The sequence below is a fragment of the Bacillus cereus group sp. BfR-BA-01522 genome (genome assembly GCF_022662635.1).
Taxonomy (GTDB): Bacteria; Bacillota; Bacilli; order Bacillales; family Bacillaceae_G; genus Bacillus_A; species Bacillus_A cytotoxicus.
The window spans coordinates 94,628-111,244 of sequence record NZ_JAKUDY010000010.1 but is presented as its reverse complement, the minus strand read 5'-3'; the positions used below and the strand labels follow the sequence as shown (position 1 = coordinate 111,244).

The window sequence follows — 16,617 nt, the reverse complement described above, 5'->3', positions numbered from 1 at the left end:
AAAAGGAGGTCATACATATGCTTTTAGGGTCTGTACCGCAGTTAGACCGTGTAGCCATTCATCTTGGACCATTTCCAGTCTATTGGTATGGAATTATTATCGGGACTGGCGTTCTACTCGGGCTTTGGTTGGCTACTCGTGAAGGAGAACGATTAGGTATTCCGAAGGATACATTTGTCGATCTTGTTTTATTCGCAGTGCCAATTGCGATTATTTGTGCAAGGGCATACTATGTTGCGTTTGAATGGGAATACTATATGCAAAATCCGATTCAAATTATTAATACTCGGCAAGGTGGATTGGCCATTCATGGTGGTTTAATTGGAGCTGTCATGACGGGAATTATCTATGCAAAAGTAAAAAGGATTTCGTTTTGGAAGTTAGCGGATATTGCGGCACCAAGTATCCTTCTTGGACAAGCGATTGGTCGTTGGGGCAATTTTATGAACCAAGAAGCTCATGGTGGTGAAGTAACAAGACAGTTTTTAGAAGGTTTGCATTTACCGGACTTTATTGTGAATCAAATGTATATTGATGGTGTCTATTATCATCCAACGTTCTTATATGAATCATTATGGAGTTTTGCTGGGGTTATTTTATTATTGTTATTGCGAAAAGCAAACTTGCGCCGCGGTGAATTGTTTTTTACATATTTAATTTGGTATTCAATTGGCCGTTTCTTTGTAGAAGAATTGCGTACAGATAGTTTAATGTTAGGGCCACTTCGTATTGCGCAAGTGATGTCTATTGGGCTGATTGTTATTTCAATTATTTTTATAATTGTAAGACGTAAAACGGGGCAAGCTGATAAAAGATATTTAGAAAAGTAGAGGAAAGTAGCATCTTATAGAGGGTGCTGCTTCTTTCGTATTGAGCCAGCTGAAATAGAAAGGAAAATGAGAAAGATGAAGATAAATACAGTGCTATTTGATTTAGATGGAACATTAATTAATACAAACGAACTTATTATTTCTTCTTTTTTACATACTTTGAATACATATTATCCAAATCAGTATAAGCGTGAAGATGTCTTACCGTTTATTGGGCCATCTTTACATGAAACATTTCATTCTATTGATGAAAGTAAAGTAGAGGAAATGATTACACGCTATCGCCAATTTAATCACGATCATCATGATGAACTAGTAGAAGAATATGAAACTGTTTATGAGACAGTTCAAACATTAAAAGAAAAGGGATATAAAATTGGGATTGTCACAACAAAAGCAAGACAAACAGTGGAGATGGGATTGAATTGGTCCAAGCTACATGAATTTTTTGATGTAGTAGTCACAATTGACGATGTAGAACATGTGAAACCACATCCTGAGCCAATTCAAAAAGCTCTTCAATTATTAGATGCAAAACCAGAAGAAACATTAATGGTTGGCGATAATCATCATGATATTGTAGGTGGACAGAATGCTGGCACAAAAACGGCAGCGGTAGGGTGGACGATTAAAGGGAGAGCATATTTAGAATCCTATAAACCAGACTATGTACTAGATAAAATGAGTGATTTATTATCAATTTTGTCTGAATAGTGGAGAGAGGGAGTGTGTGAAAGTGCGACGGACAACGCGCTACCCTGTTTCAGGAGCAAATTCATTATGGAATGTATATAAAACTGTATCATTTTGGAAGGTCATGAAAAACTTTATTGTGATTCAAATTGCGCGTTATACACCGTTTTTAACGATAAAAAATTGGTTATATCGCACGTTTTTGCGAATGGAAGTAGGAAAGCAAACCGCATTTGCGCTTATGGTAATGCCGGATATTATGTTTCCAGAAAAGATTACAGTTGGAGCAAATTCAATCATTGGTTATAATACGACAATTTTAGCTCATGAATATTTAATTACTGAATATCGACTTGGGGAAGTAATCATTGGAGATGAAGTAATGATTGGGGCAAATTCAACAATATTACCAGGCGTTACAATTGGGGATGGTGCTATTGTTTCTGCAGGTACGCTCGTTCACCGCGATGTTCCAAGCGGCGCGTTTGTAGGTGGGAATCCGATGCGTATTATTTATCCGAAAGAAGATCAAGATTGAAAATGTAACATTTTCTTTCTCTTTTGATGAATAAAAAGGAAATAATTGATTATAATATACTGTTTTGTTTTTTTTAGAATCGTTTATACTTAAAGATAGAATAATGCGTGAGCGTAGAAAACAAAAACTGGAGGATTTATGGGGAAAAATCAAAGAATATATAAGGAGAACGGACAAGTTATCTCTTTTCATCAATTAGCAGACTTCTTTTATAAAAAAGGGATGAAAGCGTATCAAGGGCATAAATTAGAAGAAGCGATTAAATATTTTCGTAGAGCGGCACAAAATAAGAAAGAGCCGTTTATTTTATGCCAATTAGCAACTGTGCTATCTGAGGTTGGTGAATACCAAGAGTCGAATCAAATTCTTCTGAAATTGATTCGTTCTCATTCTGAGATTGAACAGTGCTATTATTTTATCGCGAATAATTATGCCTATCTTGGCTTATTTCAACAGGCAAAAAAATATGCGGAGAAATATTTAGAAATTGCAACTGAAAAGGAATTTGTAGAAGATACGTTGGAATTACTTGAAATTATGGAAGAGGAATCATTGGATGCTGAAGAGATGGAAGATGAAGATGAACTGATTGTGATGCAGGAAGAAGCAAATCGTTATATTCGTAATGGTCAATTAGAAGAAGCGATTGCTACTTTAGAAATTGTGACGAAGGATTATCCGGAATTTTGGTCCGGTTATAATAATTTAGCAATTGCTCATTTTCAGTCGGGGAACGTAGATCAGGCGCTGAAGTTAACAGAAATGATTTTAGAGAAAAATCCCGGCAATATGCATGCTCTTTGTAACACGCTTATTTTTCTATACTCAATTGGAGAACATAAGCAAGTAGAAGCGCTAGCGGAGCAAATGAAATCTGTATATCCAATTTCATTTGAACATCGATTAAAATTAGGGACGACGTTTGCAACTATCGGTTATTTTGCTCATGCTTATAAATGGTTAAAGTTATTGAAGCGTCAAGGATATGATGGTGATGTTAGCTTTTATTATTGGTTTGCATACGCTTCTTATATGGTAAAAGACTATCATACAGCAGAGAAGATGTGGCAGTCAGTTGTAGAGTTACACCCTGATAAAAAAGGAAAAGAACCTTGGAATGCCTTGAATTTAGCTGATGAAGGGCAAAAAGTTTTATTCGAAGAATTGCGCAAAACATTTCAAGAAAGTGCAACATTAGAAGAGCAAATGTTAGCTCTATATTTAATGAATGAATTGAAAACGCCTGAAAAAATTGGCTTTTTCTTTGATATTGTACAGGCGAAGAACGGTGTTCCTATTGTGTCGGAAATTGCAAAATACTTCTTCTTACTTGGCAGTCATAAGAGTATTCCGTCTGAACTAAAGCCATTTGAACAATGTATTCGAATTGCGGATATCTTATATAACTATACAAATAAAGAAGATGAATTAATTGAAGAGTGCTTACATTTTTGGTTCTGCACTTTCATACGTTTATATACTTCCGATACGGCTTTTACAAATATATTTGGATGGTCAGCGGCAATTGAATATATTGTGCGCGGTGAGAAAAAAAATAAAATGACACAGGCCGAACTAGGAAATATATATAATGTATCTGTGGCTACGCTAAGAAAATATGTGCAAGCAGTAAGACGTACACATGCATAGGCATATCACTAGGAAAAAGCAAATGCTAACAGTATAATGAGGGTAAGTTGTAGGTATGAATAGGAGTGAATAGTGTGTCAGAAGAAAAAATTTATGATGTCATTATTATTGGTGCTGGACCAGCTGGGATGACAGCTGCAGTTTATACATCTCGTGCGAATTTAAGTACACTTATGTTAGAACGTGGTATTCCAGGCGGACAAATGGCAAATACAGAAGAGGTAGAGAACTATCCAGGTTATGAATCCATTTTAGGGCCGGATTTATCCAATAAAATGTTTGAGCACGCAAAGAAATTTGGTGCGGAATACGCATATGGTGACGTAAAAGAAGTCATCGATGGAAAAGAATATAAAACAATTATAGCAGGTAAAAAAGAGTACAAAGCACGTGCCATTATCATTGCAAGTGGGGCAGAGTATAAAAAACTTGGTGTTCCAGGTGAAAAAGAACTTGGGGGACGCGGTGTATCTTACTGCGCAGTATGTGATGGTGCATTCTTTAAAGAGAAAGAACTTGTTGTTATCGGTGGTGGAGACTCAGCGGTTGAAGAGGGTGTATATTTAACACGCTTCGCTTCAAAAGTAACAATCATTCATCGTCGCGATGCTCTTCGGGCACAGAAAATCCTGCAAGACCGCGCTTTCCAAAATGAGAAAATAGACTTCATTTGGAATCACACTGTAAAACAAATTAACGAGGAAAACGGTAAAGTAGGTAGTGTTACAATTGTAGATGTGAACACTGGTGAAGAAACAGAATTTAAAGCGGACGGTGTCTTCGTTTATATCGGTATGTTACCATTATCAAAACCATTTGCTGCATTAGGTATTACAAATGAAAATGGTTATATTGAAACAAATGAGCGCATGGAAACGAAAGTACCTGGTATCTTCGCAGCTGGCGATATTCGTGAAAAAATGCTTCGCCAAATTGTTACAGCAACTGGCGACGGTAGTATCGCAGCACAAAGCGTACAGCACTATGTAGAAGAGTTATTAGAGGAATTAAACACTGTAACGGAAAAATAAAAAGTACGATTTTTTTAGACGAAAGTGATCTGCAAATGATAGCTTTCGTCTTTTCATTTTTACTCAAAATGTCAAATGTTTGTCAAAAAATGTTTGGATTATAAGATTTCTTATTGATATACTAAAGTTTACGAAAAAATGCTGATAAGAAATGAGGAGTTTATTCGATATGGAATGGCGTAATATATATCGTGGTTTTTGTATGGGAGTTAGTGATTTAATTCCGGGTGTAAGCGGTGGAACAATTGCGGTTGTATTAGGGATTTATGAGAGGTTGCTAGCAGCGATTAGCGGATTTTTTAGCCGGGAATGGAAAAAGCATTTAAGTTTTTTAATTCCTCTTGTTATGGGCGTTGCAGCGGCATTTTTAACATTAAGTCATGTCATTAAATATTTATTGGCAAATTATTATGAACCGACGCAGTTCTTCTTTCTTGGTTTAATTGTTAGTATTTTACCCATGTTAATGAGAGAAGCAAATGCGAAAGAAACCTTTAAAGGTAGTCATATGATTGTCATGATTATTGCGGCTATTCTTGTGGCTGCTACAGCTTTTTTTAAACCAGATAAAGCTGCGGATCCAATTACAACTCTTACGGTTTTAAATACAATTGGATTGTTTTTAGCAGGATGGCTGGCGAGTATGGCAATGCTTCTTCCTGGTATTAGCGGGTCATTTATTTTATTAATTATCGGCGTATACCCAACTGCAATTCATGCATTAACAACATTGAATTTGCCGCTAATTGCTGTAATTGGTGTAGGTGTTGTAGTAGGATTTGTTGTAAGTAGTAAAGGAATTAGCTACTTATTATCAAATTATAAAAGTACGACATTCGCAGCGATTATCGGGCTTGTAATTGGATCGATTGCAGTCGTATTTCCTGGAATTCCGAACGGTGGAATTTCAATTGTAAGTTCTATTATTACATTTATTTTAGGGTTTGTGATTGTATCCTATTTCGGTAAGAAATAAGGAAAGCAGTCCCCTTAGCGATATAGTTCGTTAAGGGGATTTTTTATAGAAATTAAGTAGAGAATCCCTTATTTTGGGAGAGAGTCTCCTTCATTGTGGCAAACTGTTTTTGATAGTATAATGAAGTAAGTATGTGATGAGATGAGATTATTCATCGCAAGTAGCTGAGGTGAAGAAACATGCAAAGAGTCACAAACTGTGTGTTAATGAAAGGGAATGAAGTCCTCCTACTCCAAAAGCCGCGTCGAAATTGGTGGGTTGCACCTGGCGGGAAGATGGAGCGCGGTGAGACAATAAGAGATTCAGTCGTTCGCGAATATCGTGAAGAAACAGGGATATATTTAAAGAACCCAACATTAAAAGGGGTCTTCACCTTTGTCATTCAAGAGGGTGATAAAGTTGTTTCTGAATGGATGATGTTCTCCTTCTTGGCAACTGATTTTGCAGGAGAAAACAAATTAGAAAGCGAAGAAGGCATTATTGGCTGGCACACACTTGATAAAATTGATGAATTACCGATGGCACCGGGGGATTATCATATCATTGATTATTTAATTAAAGGAAACGGTATCATTTACGGTACATTTGTATATACACCAGATTTTGAATTACTTTCATATCGATTAGACCCAAGCTAAATCTTCCGGGAGGGGATACGATGACAGAGAATAATGATATTAAAATGGTAATTATTACAGGAATGTCTGGTGCTGGAAAAACAGTAGCACTACAAAGTTTTGAAGATTTAGGGTATTTCTGTGTAGATAATTTACCTCCGATGTTATTGCCAAAGTTTGTTGAGTTGATGGCAGATTCAAAAAGCAAGATGAATAAAGTTGCGCTAGGTATTGATTTACGTGGCCGCGAGTTTTTTGAACATTTATGGGGAGCACTTGATGATTTATCAGAACGAACTTGGATTATTCCTCATATCTTATTTTTAGATGCGAAGGATAGTACGCTTGTAACGCGCTATAAGGAAACGAGACGTTCGCATCCACTTGCGCCAACTGGTCTTCCTTTAAAAGGTATCGAGGCGGAGCGCGGTTTATTAACAGACATGAAAGCAAGAGCGAATATTGTGCTTGATACATCGGATTTAAAACCGAAAGAATTACGTGAAAAAATTGTTCAGCTGTTTTCAACAGAAACTGAGCAAGCGTTTCGTGTAAATGTCATGTCGTTTGGATTTAAGTACGGTATTCCAATTGATGCAGATTTAGTATTCGATGTTCGTTTTTTACCAAATCCATACTACATTCCACATATGAAGCCATTAACAGGACTAGATGAAGAAGTTTCATCTTATGTACTAAAGTTTAATGAGACACATAAGTTTTTAGAGAAGTTGACGGATCTGATTACTTTCATGCTGCCTCATTACAAAAGAGAAGGTAAGAGTCAACTTGTAATTGCAATTGGATGTACAGGTGGACAGCATCGTTCTGTTACGCTTGCAGAGTACCTTGGGAAACATTTGAAACCAGATTATAGTGTTCATGTATCTCATCGTGATGTGGAGAAGAGAAAGGGCCATTAAAGGATGAAAAAAGAGAGAAAACCTAAAATTGTCATCATGGGAGGAGGAACTGGACTTTCTGTTTTATTAAGAGGATTAAAGCAATATCCTGTTGATATTACAGCAGTTGTTACAATCGCTGATGATGGTGGCAGTTCGGGTAGGTTACGTGATGAGCTAGAAATTCCACCCCCTGGTGACATTCGTAACGTACTTGTTGCGTTATCGGATGTAGAGCCACTGGTGGAAGCTTTATTTCAGCATCGTTTTACAACAGGAGACGGACTGAAGGGTCATGCGTTAGGAAATCTATTATTGGCAGGTATGACCGCGATTACAGGAGACTTTTTCCATGCGATTACAGAAACGAGTAAAGTATTAAATGTTAGAGGACGTGTATTACCAGCAGCGAATCAAAGCGCCGTACTTCATGCGGAACTAGAAGATGGAGAAGTTGTAACAGGTGAATCAAAAATTCCTTATTACGGAAAGAAGATTAACCGTGTCTTTTTAACTCCAGAAGATGTAGAGCCATTGCATGAGACGTTAGCTGAGATTAAACGAGCTGATTTACTTGTTTTCGGTCCGGGAAGTTTGTATACGAGTATATTGCCGAATTTAGTTGTTAACAAAATTGGGGACGCTGTTCTTGCTGCAAAAGCGAAGAAGGTATATGTATGTAATGTTATGACACAAGCCGGTGAGACAATGGGATATACTGCTTTTGATCATGTCCAGGCGTTACATGATCATTTAGGACAACCATTTATCGATACTGCAATTGTGAATAACCGTGATATTCCCTGTGAATTACGTAAGTTATATGAGAAAGAAATGTCTGCCCCAGTTGTAGTGGATGAAGAACGTTTTACTGAAAATAATATTGAGGTTATTCCAGCCCAATTAGCGAAATATGATAATCATGTTGTAAGACATGATACGTTAAAGCTAGCTTCTATTTTATATTCATTGTTATAAATGTGCGTTGCCTCGTTTGAGGTAACGCTCCTCATTCATATAGGACAAGATTTTTGTTCCAAAATATTGTATAAGGAGGTGTTGACTGTGTCATTTGCTTCGGAAACAAAGAAAGAGCTCACAAAGCTTGAAATGAAAGAATGCTGTGAGAAAGCTGAGTTATCAGCATTACTTCGAATGAACGGGTCGCTTTCTTTTTCAAATCGTCGTCTATCCATAGATATTCAAACGGAAAACGCAGCAATTGCGCGAAGGATTTATACACTTTTGAAAAAGGGCTATAACGTAACGGTAGAACTACTTGTTCGAAAAAAAATGCGATTAAAGAAAAATAATGTCTATATCGTTCGGCTTGTTGAAAAATCACGCGAAATTTTAGCAGATCTTCAAATTGTTCGAGAGGACTTTTCGTTTATCCGCAATATATCACAAGAATTAATTGAGAAGAAATGTTGTAAAAGATCGTATTTACGAGGAGCATTTTTAGCAGGTGGTTCAGTAAATAACCCAGAAACATCATCTTATCATTTAGAAATCTTTTCGTTATATAAGGAACATAATGATTCTATATGTGAATTGATGAATGGATTTGATTTAAATAGTAAGACGTTGGAAAGGCGAAAAGGTTATATTACGTATTTAAAAGAGGCAGAGAAAATTACGGAATTTTTAAATATTATTGGCGCGCATAATGCACTCTTAAAATTTGAAGATATTCGTATTGTTCGCGATATGCGTAATTCCGTTAATCGCTTAGTAAATTGTGAAACAGCTAATCTCAACAAGACAATTGGTGCGGCATTAAGGCAAATTGAAAATATTCGCTACATTGATGAGACGGTTGGCCTTGATATTTTGCCAGACAAATTAAGAGAGATTGCACAACTAAGAGTTAATTATCAAGATGTAACATTGAAAGAATTAGGCGAGATGGTATCTGGAGGGAAAATTAGTAAATCAGGTATCAATCATCGTTTGCGTAAAATCGACGAAATTGCGGAGAAATTACGTGCGGGGGAAACAGTAGTAAAAAAATAAAGGTAAAGGGGAAATGGAGCCGTGGTTCAAAAAAAAGTTGAGGTTGCACGAAAAGATGGTTTGCAAGCACGTCCGGCTGCGTTGTTTGTGCAAGAGGCAAATCGCTTTCATGCTGATATTTTCATTGAGAAAGATGACAAAACAATTAACGCTAAGAGTATAATGGGGGTTATGAGCTTAGCGATTGGATCTGGTAGTCACATAACAATTACGGCAGAAGGTTCAGATGCGGAAGAAGCATTAGAAGCGCTCGTTGCTTACGTGCAAAATAATCAATAAAAGCTATCGCGTAAACGCGATAGCTTTTATTGATTGGATGAACTTGCCGAATATTGTCGAGCGGTCGATAACTTGTGTTGGATTGATGGTATTTAGTAATGTGCTTGATAAAAAGGGCTATCGCAATGTTGCGATAGCCCTTTTTTACGTGGCGATTCTGAGCGAGCCGCTTCCGCTTTTAGTAGTATTAACGGTTTGTAAAGATTCTATCGATTAGGCCGTATTCTAGTGCTTTTTCGGCTGTCATGAAGTTGTCACGGTCTGTGTCGCGTTCGATGACTTCTAGTGGTTGGCCTGTGCGTTCTGCAAGGATTTTGTTTAATTTATCGCGTAGGAATAGGATGCGTTTTGCAGCGATTTCAATTTCAGTTGCTTGTCCTTGTGCACCACCAAGTGGTTGGTGGATCATAACTTCACTGTTTGGAAGTGCGAAGCGTTTTCCTTTTTCACCAGCTGCAAGTAGGAATGCACCCATAGATGCTGCCATACCGATACAAATAGTTGATACGTTTGGCTTAATGAACTGCATTGTGTCATAGATGGCCATACCTGCTGTAATAGAACCACCAGGGCTGTTAATGTATAAATGAATATCTTTTTCTGGATCTTGAGATTCCAAGAATAAAAGCTGGGAAACGATTGAGTTTGCTACATTGTCATCAATTGCGCTACCAAGCATAATGATGCGGTCTTTTAATAGTCGAGAGTAAATATCGTAAGCGCGTTCTCCACGATTTGTTTGTTCAATTACTGTAGGAATTAAATTCATCTGTTATTTCCTCCTTTGAAAGCTTTCTTAGTCTTATAATACAATTATGGTCAATAAAGGTCAAACAAAACCACTTTAAATCAAAAAATCAAAAAATATGTAGTTGTAAGATGATTTATTCGCTATGCTTCTTGCAATTCCCTGCTTATGTACCTTTCAACATCATAACCGAATTCCATAAAATTAAACGTAAGAAAAAGTGTAGTAATAATAAAAGAACGCCTGTTTGATAGAGGCGTTCTTTCATGTTTTATTCTTTTAAAAGGTAGGTTACCTTATTTAAAATGTGTTCGATTTGTTTTGCATTTTTACTATACATTTCACTTGCTGATTTTGATTTTGTTTCTAATGAGAACAATTCTAGATCAGCTTGGCATTTTTTTAAAGATGCTAATAATAAAGGTTTATTTTGCGGGGAAGGCATTTGAAGTTTATCATTATAGACATCAATTGTAAGCTGTCCATACGAATCAACTTGACCGAGAAATACATTTTCAATTACGACACCGAGTTTTTCTAGTTCAGCATGTAGCCAAGCTCGATTATGTCCGCTTGCTGACAGAGGCTCATCGAGTACATTACCATCCATAATGACAGTTTGTGGCTCTTTTTCGTTTGGTACTTTTAAGCCGATATCTTTTGCTGTAAGTGGTTGGCGGTCTTTTTTTAATAATACATTTAATTCACCACTTGGCTCCAATACTGCAAATTCGACTTCAGATATACTGAAAGTTCCTTTGTTTCGAAGAAGCTCGAGTAATTCGTCGCTTGTATATTTTTCTTTTTTTAAGTTATCCTCGAGAACTTTACCATCTTTTATAAAAACAGTAGATTTTCCTTCAAAAAAATCTCTGGCTGCTTTGTTCTTTAAAGAAAGAAGACCTGTGAAGAAAGGAGCTACCGCAAAAATAAGTATGGCAAAGACACCGTGGAAAAATTTTTGATCTAGCCCTGTTGTGATTTGAGCAGCAATATCACCAATTGTCATTCCCGCTATATATTCAAAAAAGGAAAGTTGAGAAATTTGTCTTTTACCTAACCATTTTGTAATAGCGAATAAAATCATTAATATAAATACAGAGCGGAGAATGACAAGTGTCCATTCGGGTAGATGAGACATAGCAAATTCCTCCAGTCTGCTTAAAACCCTTTATATTGAGGTTCTTCACGTTCTAATACTGAAACTCGATCTTTTAAATCAGCGATAACGCTATCCATCTCTAACATGCATTCATGAAATACGCGCTTTGCTTCTTCATCCGAAGTATTTTGTGAAAGAGTACTTAAGCTTGCTTGAGCACCTTTTAAACTAGCAAGACACGTTTTTACGTTAGCAATAACTGTCATGAAAACACCTCTTATCCTTTTGGTTTAAATAGTAGTGCACCGATAAATCCGAAAATAATTGCTGCTGATATCCCGGCGCTTGTTACTTTAAACATTCCGGTAATTACTCCGACAATACCATGCTTTGCAGCTTCTTCCATTGCACCATGAACGAGAGCGTTGCCAAAGCTCGTAATTGGCACAGTTGCTCCAGCTCCAGCAAAATCAATTAACGGCTCATATAAATTGAACCCATCTAAAATGGCACCAGCAACAACAAGTGTAGCCATCGTATGAGCAGGTGTTAGTTTGACAATATCAAACAGGAGTTGACCGATTACACATACGAGACCGCCAATGACGAAAGCCCAGAAAAAAATCATTGCTTTGCACCTCCAAATTCAATTGATACAGCATGAGCGATACAAGGAATCGTTTCTCCTTGTTGAAAAGTAAGCGGAGAGAGCAAAGCGCCTGTTGCAACGACAAGGATTCGTTTAAACTCTTCTCTTCTCATTCTGTTTAATAAATGTCCGTATACAACGGTTGCAGAACAACCAGGGCCACTTGCACCAGCTAGTACAGGTTGACCTTCTCGGTAAATAATGATTCCGCAATCTTGAAATTGTTCGCTCGTTATGTTTAGTCCGTGTTTATGGAGTAAATCGTAAGCAATTTCACGTCCAACATGTCCCAGGTCGCCTGTTACGATTAAATCATAGTAAGAGACATCGATTTGTCGATCACGTAAATGTGCTTCAATTGTATCAACAGCGGCGGGAGCCATTGCACCTCCCATATTAAAAGGATCAGTTAGTCCCATATCAACAACACGTCCAATGGTTGCCGATGTTACTTGAGGACCATTTCCTTGATTGCTTAAAAGAGCAGCGCCAGCTCCAGTTACCGTCCATTGAGCAGTCGGGGGCTTTTGTCCTCCATATTCCGTTGGGTAGCGGAACTGTTTTTCCACTGCGGTGTTATGACTTGAGGCACCGGTTAATAAATATTTTGCTCCTTTGGCATTTATAATGCTTGCTCCAAGTGCCAATCCTTCCATAGAGGTCGAACAAGCTCCGAACAATCCGAGATAAGGAGTGCCAAGTGTACGACATGCAAAGCTCGTTGGCGTAATTTGGTTAATTAAATCGCCTGCGAGTACAAACTGAATATCATCTTTACGGAGTTTTGCTTTTTCAATCGCACGGCTACAAGCTTCCTCAAACAAAATTGTATGTGCTTTTTCATAAGAATCTTGGCCGAGCCATAAGTCTCCATGAAGAGTGTCGAAGTCTTCAGGAATTTTGCCATTTGCTTCAAATGGGCCACCGACGACTCCCGTTGAGATAATAACTGGTTTATTTTCAAATACCCATGTTCGGTGTCCTTGTAGCATTTACAGCCCTCCCCATTGAACAAGAATGGTTTTAATTAAAGCGATAACAAAAGCGGAGAATACACCAAATAAAATAACGGATCCAGCTAACTTAAACATGTTACCGCCGACGCCGAGAACAAATCCTTCTGTTCGATGCTCAATACAAGCGGCAATAACAGAGTTACCAAATCCAGTAACAGGTACTGCTGTCCCAGCTCCCGCGAACTGTCCAAGGCGGTCGTATACTCCAAAGCCAGTAAGTAGCATGGAAATAAAAATAAGAGTCGCAACTGTCGGGTTTCCAGCGGAACGCTCAGTAAAATCAAAAAAATAAATGTAAAAAGTTGAAATCAGTTGGCCGATCAAACAAATGAATCCCCCAACAAAAAAAGCTTTTATGCAATTTTTCAAAACAGGACGTTTGGGCTCCCGTTGTTGTTCGAATTTTTTATATTCTTGTTGTACAGGTGTTAAATTTTTATCTTTACTGGACATTTAAATCCTTCCTTTTCCTTTAGAACACGTGTCATTACGTATTAGATTCCATTTCTGTTTGAATGAGTTTTAATTGTTTTTTAATTTTATCTTTGTTTACTCGTTTCTTCTGAATTTTATTTTCCAGCTCATCTAATAGCATAAAGATTTTTCGATCGGTACTGACGCGAACGTTAAATGTTGGATATTCATCGCTCAGTCGTTTTTTTAGTTTACTTCGTAAAGGCTTTAGTATAAATCTTTCATGATGTTCTGGTTTGATGGCTATGTAAAGATCTAAATTGGAGTTAACGGCTGTAGCTTGTTCAATCTCTTCCATAGAAAGTGCCATTTTCTTTGCTCCTTGTGAAATAGATTGATTAAAGGATTCCGTGCTCATTTTTGTTAACTCAGGTCCTTCTTTTTGCTCTTGTCTTTTTGTTTCTTCTTTTTTTACTTTTTTATCTAAAGGGCTATTGTCACAGCCGGTAAATACACTAAATAGGAGTACGAGTAGTGCGGTGATCACTCCGAGTTTTCTCATAATCATCCTTCCATTTCTATTGCTTTATGTAATTTGTTGAAAAAGGATGATATAGAATCATCCTTTTTCTAGATAAGTTGGTACTTTCATTTATTGTTGTGCATATTGAGGCTCTTCTTGTTGAACTTCTTCTACACGTGGGTTTAAAGAATCGATAATAGATTGCGTTTGTTGTGCAGCTGTTTGGAAAAGCTGTTTTGCCTGCTGATTATCTGTATCAAGAGCGAATCCTTCTAAACTCGCTTGTGCACTTTTTAAACCTGCTACTGTTTGTTTTAGCTTTGTAATAACAGTCATTGAATAAAGCCTCCTTTTGAATATCAATTCACAAGTTATATTTTGTAAGTAGGAGAAAAAATATGTTTTCCAAATTTAGGTCTATTAAGAGAGGGAATGGAAAATTAACCAAAGTTTACGAATAGGGCAGGGGATATTGGTGATTTGACAATGTAAGAAAGATTAAGCAAATATGAAAGGGAATGATCAGTAGTCTGCTCTTTTTTTATTGAAATGGAGGAATGCTTCTTGTATAATTAGAGGTGCGATTTTACACCTTGGACTAAAACTTTCATGAGAAATTGTTTAGTCTACAAGTAAAGAACAAAAGAGTTTCAATCTTTGATGTTTCAAAGTTTTATCATGCGCCCATAGCTCAGCTGGATAGAGCGGTGGTTTCCGGTACCACGTCTGCCGGGGGTTCGAATCCCTCTGGGCGCGTCAAAAAGTCCTAACTTACAATTGTGAGTTAGGACTTTTTTTATGCCAAATATTTTTGAGAATATGGGATGCATGAATATACGGAGAGAATACTTTTTTAAAATCCTCTTGTTATATCTGATAATAAGATTTACTATTAGTAGGTGGTTATAAAATGGTTTCTTTCAATAATATTCATTTTTCAGTTGTAAGAGATAAGTTTCATTAATACATATAAATTAATAATATTTTGGAATGGGTGTCTGCGTTAGGATTCTCCTTTTACCAAACTTATTGTACAATAGAAACAAGGGGGAGATCAGTTTGAAGGCAAGTCTTTTACAAGAACAAAGCTTACGTTTGGCAATGACACAAGAGTTGAGGCAAGCGATTACAATGCTCCAGTACAATGTACAAGAATTGTCGGAGTTTTTGTATGAGCAATCGCTAGAGAATCCCCTTATTGAGTTAGGGTGTTTTGAGAGGGAAAGAAAAAAGAGCTCTAGCAAAAGTAAAAGTACGAGCAAGCAAGTTGATAATCAAATGGAGATCTATAGTGTGGATTCTAAAACGATTCAGCAACATTTATTAAATCAAATACAGTATTATAAAATAGATGAAGAGCATCGGAAGACAGCTTCTTTTATCATTATGAACCTAGATGAAAATGGGTATCTAGAAGAAACGAATGAAGAATTAGCTGAACTACTTACCGTGCCCATCGATGTCGTTGAACGTTCTGTAGAGATTGTCCAATCACTAGAGCCAGCAGGGGTAGGAGCGCGGAATATTCAAGAGTGTCTAGTGATCCAATTGAAGCGTTTACAAAAGGGAAGTGTACTTGCAGAGAGGATTGTAAGTGAATATTTTTCTTATTTTGTGAGGAAAGATTGGCGAAAACTAATCCAATTGCTGAAATGTAATAATGAAGAATTACAAGAGGCGGTTGATTGTATTACATCATTACAACCAAAGCCCGGACTTGCATTTTCATCTGAAAAGCCACTATATATCGTTCCTGACATGGCAGTGAAAAAAGAGGGAGAACGGCTTATTTTACAAATGAATGAAGGAAATATGCCGAGAATTGAAATTCATTCAGAATATAGTGCACTTCTGAATAATAGTGAGAGTGAAGTTGCTTCTTATGTTTCTGAGAAGTATCAGCATGTGCAATGGATTATGCGCAGTTTGAAACAGCGGAAACAAACGCTTTTACAAGTGATGGAAATGATCATGAAGAAGCAACATGATTTCTTTTGGAGAGGACCGGAACATTTAAAGCCGCTTTCTTTGAAAGAAGTAGCGGAAGAGTTAGGTGTACATGAATCTACAATTAGTCGTGCTACACGTAACAAATATGTACAAACGCCATATGGGTTGTTTGAGATGAAATCATTCTTTAGTAATGCAGTCATTACAACAGAAGATGAAGCAATCTCAACAAAACGTGTAAAACAATTGATTCAGACGCTGATAGAAAAAGAAAATAAGAAAAAGCCACTTTCAGATCAAAAAATTTCGAAATTGTTAGAAGAAGAGCATGAGGTTGTAATTTCAAGAAGAACGGTCGCGAAATATCGGGAACAAATGCACATTCCTGCATCTTCTTTGAGAAAAACAATTGGATAGGTGAAGAAGATGAAGATTATTTTATATACGAAAACAGACTGTGGTCTTTGTGTAAAGGCAAAACAAGTTTTGAATGAAGTGCAAAAGGTGTATTCTTTTCATCTTGAGGAAATAGATATATATGACAACGAGGAGCTTTTAGAGAAGTATCAAATGATGATTCCAGTTATAGAAATTGATGGAGAACAGGTAGGATATGGTATTATTCACAGAGATGTCATAATAAACTATATAAACAAGTCAGTTAAGAGTTGAATAAGTTTCTA

At 36.9% G+C, this 16,617-nt stretch carries 21 protein-coding genes and 1 tRNA gene; 14 read left to right on the top strand and 8 right to left on the bottom strand.

Annotated features, from left to right (window positions below):
- Positions 1-17: 17 nt before the first annotated feature.
- The 11 genes from lgt (at position 18) to MR059_RS15200 (ending at position 9,532) form a co-directional block, all read left to right on the top strand.
- Positions 18-830, top strand: a complete 813-nt coding sequence (gene lgt / locus MR059_RS15250; RefSeq protein ID WP_012096159.1) for a prolipoprotein diacylglyceryl transferase — start codon at positions 18-20, stop codon at positions 828-830.
- 75 nt (positions 831-905) lie between these two features.
- Complete coding sequence (gene ppaX / locus MR059_RS15245) at positions 906-1,544, top strand: pyrophosphatase PpaX (RefSeq protein ID WP_012096158.1); 639 nt, start codon at positions 906-908, stop codon at positions 1,542-1,544.
- A 22-nt stretch (positions 1,545-1,566) separates the two neighbouring features.
- Positions 1,567-2,061 carry an acyltransferase gene (locus tag MR059_RS15240; protein WP_041810607.1) on the top strand — a complete coding sequence of 165 codons (495 nt, stop codon included), beginning with the start codon at positions 1,567-1,569 and terminating at the stop codon, positions 2,059-2,061.
- Positions 2,062-2,199: 138 nt separating this feature from the next.
- Positions 2,200-3,711, top strand: a complete 1,512-nt coding sequence (locus MR059_RS15235; RefSeq protein WP_012096156.1) for a tetratricopeptide repeat protein — start codon at positions 2,200-2,202, stop codon at positions 3,709-3,711.
- A 74-nt stretch (positions 3,712-3,785) separates the two neighbouring features.
- Positions 3,786-4,742: a thioredoxin-disulfide reductase gene (gene trxB, locus MR059_RS15230; RefSeq protein WP_012096155.1), complete on the top strand. Its 957-nt coding sequence runs from the start codon at positions 3,786-3,788 to the stop codon at positions 4,740-4,742.
- Positions 4,743-4,911: 169 nt separating this feature from the next.
- Complete coding sequence (locus MR059_RS15225) at positions 4,912-5,718, top strand: DUF368 domain-containing protein (protein ID WP_012096154.1); 807 nt, start codon at positions 4,912-4,914, stop codon at positions 5,716-5,718.
- Between the two features lie 179 nt (positions 5,719-5,897).
- The gene (locus MR059_RS15220) at positions 5,898-6,356 is read left to right on the top strand and encodes an NUDIX hydrolase (RefSeq protein ID WP_012096153.1); all 459 of its coding nucleotides are present in this window, start codon (positions 5,898-5,900) and stop codon (positions 6,354-6,356) included.
- Between the two features lie 20 nt (positions 6,357-6,376).
- Positions 6,377-7,258, top strand: coding sequence for an RNase adapter RapZ (gene rapZ, locus MR059_RS15215; RefSeq protein WP_012096152.1), 882 nt, complete (start codon positions 6,377-6,379; stop codon positions 7,256-7,258).
- A 3-nt stretch (positions 7,259-7,261) separates the two neighbouring features.
- Positions 7,262-8,215, top strand: coding sequence for a gluconeogenesis factor YvcK family protein (locus tag MR059_RS15210; RefSeq protein ID WP_012096151.1), 954 nt, complete (start codon positions 7,262-7,264; stop codon positions 8,213-8,215).
- Between the two features lie 87 nt (positions 8,216-8,302).
- The gene (gene whiA / locus MR059_RS15205; protein ID WP_012096150.1) at positions 8,303-9,253 is read left to right on the top strand and encodes a DNA-binding protein WhiA; all 951 of its coding nucleotides are present in this window, start codon (positions 8,303-8,305) and stop codon (positions 9,251-9,253) included.
- A gap of 21 nt (positions 9,254-9,274) precedes the next feature.
- Positions 9,275-9,532, top strand: a complete 258-nt coding sequence (locus MR059_RS15200; protein WP_012096149.1) for an HPr family phosphocarrier protein — start codon at positions 9,275-9,277, stop codon at positions 9,530-9,532.
- Positions 9,533-9,719: 187 nt separating this feature from the next.
- Here the strand turns inward: MR059_RS15200 and clpP are convergent, their stop codons facing one another.
- The 8 genes from clpP to MR059_RS15160 all read right to left on the bottom strand — a co-directional run bounded on the left by clpP (position 9,720) and on the right by MR059_RS15160 (position 14,320).
- Positions 9,720-10,301 carry an ATP-dependent Clp endopeptidase proteolytic subunit ClpP gene (gene clpP / locus MR059_RS15195; protein ID WP_012096148.1) on the bottom strand — a complete coding sequence of 194 codons (582 nt, stop codon included), beginning with the start codon at positions 10,299-10,301 and terminating at the stop codon, positions 9,720-9,722.
- 250 nt (positions 10,302-10,551) lie between these two features.
- The gene (locus MR059_RS15190) at positions 10,552-11,421 is read right to left on the bottom strand and encodes a DUF421 domain-containing protein (protein WP_242161886.1); all 870 of its coding nucleotides are present in this window, start codon (positions 11,419-11,421) and stop codon (positions 10,552-10,554) included.
- A gap of 20 nt (positions 11,422-11,441) precedes the next feature.
- The gene (locus MR059_RS15185; RefSeq protein WP_012096145.1) at positions 11,442-11,648 is read right to left on the bottom strand and encodes a DUF1657 domain-containing protein; all 207 of its coding nucleotides are present in this window, start codon (positions 11,646-11,648) and stop codon (positions 11,442-11,444) included.
- A gap of 11 nt (positions 11,649-11,659) precedes the next feature.
- Complete coding sequence (spoVAE, locus tag MR059_RS15180; protein ID WP_012096144.1) at positions 11,660-12,010, bottom strand: stage V sporulation protein AE; 351 nt, start codon at positions 12,008-12,010, stop codon at positions 11,660-11,662.
- Entirely contained in the window at positions 12,007-13,023 is a 1,017-nt protein-coding gene (spoVAD, locus tag MR059_RS15175) for a stage V sporulation protein AD (protein ID WP_012096143.1), read from the bottom strand. Before spoVAD ends, spoVAE begins: the two co-directional genes overlap by 4 nt.
- Positions 13,024-13,500, bottom strand: coding sequence for a stage V sporulation protein AC (gene spoVAC, locus MR059_RS15170; protein ID WP_012096142.1), 477 nt, complete (start codon positions 13,498-13,500; stop codon positions 13,024-13,026).
- 34 nt (positions 13,501-13,534) lie between these two features.
- Positions 13,535-14,023: a YhcN/YlaJ family sporulation lipoprotein gene (locus MR059_RS15165; RefSeq protein WP_012096141.1), complete on the bottom strand. Its 489-nt coding sequence runs from the start codon at positions 14,021-14,023 to the stop codon at positions 13,535-13,537.
- Between the two features lie 90 nt (positions 14,024-14,113).
- On the bottom strand, positions 14,114-14,320 hold the full coding sequence (locus MR059_RS15160; protein WP_012096140.1) for a DUF1657 domain-containing protein: 207 nt from the start codon (positions 14,318-14,320) through the stop codon (positions 14,114-14,116).
- A gap of 344 nt (positions 14,321-14,664) precedes the next feature.
- Here MR059_RS15160 and MR059_RS15155 point away from each other — a divergent pair.
- The 3 genes from MR059_RS15155 (at position 14,665) to MR059_RS15145 (ending at position 16,606) form a co-directional block, all read left to right on the top strand.
- Positions 14,665-14,740: transfer RNA gene (locus MR059_RS15155), tRNA-Arg, on the top strand.
- Positions 14,741-15,043: 303 nt separating this feature from the next.
- Complete coding sequence (gene rpoN, locus MR059_RS15150) at positions 15,044-16,351, top strand: RNA polymerase factor sigma-54 (protein WP_012096139.1); 1,308 nt, start codon at positions 15,044-15,046, stop codon at positions 16,349-16,351.
- Between the two features lie 9 nt (positions 16,352-16,360).
- Positions 16,361-16,606 (top strand): glutaredoxin family protein, encoded by a 246-nt coding sequence (locus MR059_RS15145; RefSeq protein ID WP_012096138.1) that lies wholly within the window; start codon positions 16,361-16,363, stop codon positions 16,604-16,606.
- The last annotated feature ends 11 nt before the right edge of the window (positions 16,607-16,617 follow it).

Coding starts and splice junctions, on each gene's coding strand:
- MR059_RS15160 (WP_012096140.1), bottom strand. CDS start 14,320: ATGACTGTTATTACAAAGCTAAAACAAACAGTAGCAGGTTTAAAAAGT.
- clpP (WP_012096148.1), bottom strand. CDS start 10,301: ATGAATTTAATTCCTACAGTAATTGAACAAACAAATCGTGGAGAACGC.
- MR059_RS15235 (WP_012096156.1), top strand. CDS start 2,200: ATGGGGAAAAATCAAAGAATATATAAGGAGAACGGACAAGTTATCTCT.
- rapZ (WP_012096152.1), top strand. CDS start 6,377: ATGACAGAGAATAATGATATTAAAATGGTAATTATTACAGGAATGTCT.
- spoVAC (WP_012096142.1), bottom strand. CDS start 13,500: ATGTCCAGTAAAGATAAAAATTTAACACCTGTACAACAAGAATATAAA.
- spoVAE (WP_012096144.1), bottom strand. CDS start 12,010: ATGATTTTTTTCTGGGCTTTCGTCATTGGCGGTCTCGTATGTGTAATC.
- MR059_RS15210 (WP_012096151.1), top strand. CDS start 7,262: ATGAAAAAAGAGAGAAAACCTAAAATTGTCATCATGGGAGGAGGAACT.
- ppaX (WP_012096158.1), top strand. CDS start 906: ATGAAGATAAATACAGTGCTATTTGATTTAGATGGAACATTAATTAAT.
- MR059_RS15190 (WP_242161886.1), bottom strand. CDS start 11,421: ATGTCTCATCTACCCGAATGGACACTTGTCATTCTCCGCTCTGTATTT.
- lgt (WP_012096159.1), top strand. CDS start 18: ATGCTTTTAGGGTCTGTACCGCAGTTAGACCGTGTAGCCATTCATCTT.
- spoVAD (WP_012096143.1), bottom strand. CDS start 13,023: ATGCTACAAGGACACCGAACATGGGTATTTGAAAATAAACCAGTTATT.
- MR059_RS15165 (WP_012096141.1), bottom strand. CDS start 14,023: ATGAGAAAACTCGGAGTGATCACCGCACTACTCGTACTCCTATTTAGT.
- MR059_RS15220 (WP_012096153.1), top strand. CDS start 5,898: ATGCAAAGAGTCACAAACTGTGTGTTAATGAAAGGGAATGAAGTCCTC.
- MR059_RS15185 (WP_012096145.1), bottom strand. CDS start 11,648: ATGACAGTTATTGCTAACGTAAAAACGTGTCTTGCTAGTTTAAAAGGT.
- MR059_RS15225 (WP_012096154.1), top strand. CDS start 4,912: ATGGAATGGCGTAATATATATCGTGGTTTTTGTATGGGAGTTAGTGAT.
- MR059_RS15145 (WP_012096138.1), top strand. CDS start 16,361: ATGAAGATTATTTTATATACGAAAACAGACTGTGGTCTTTGTGTAAAG.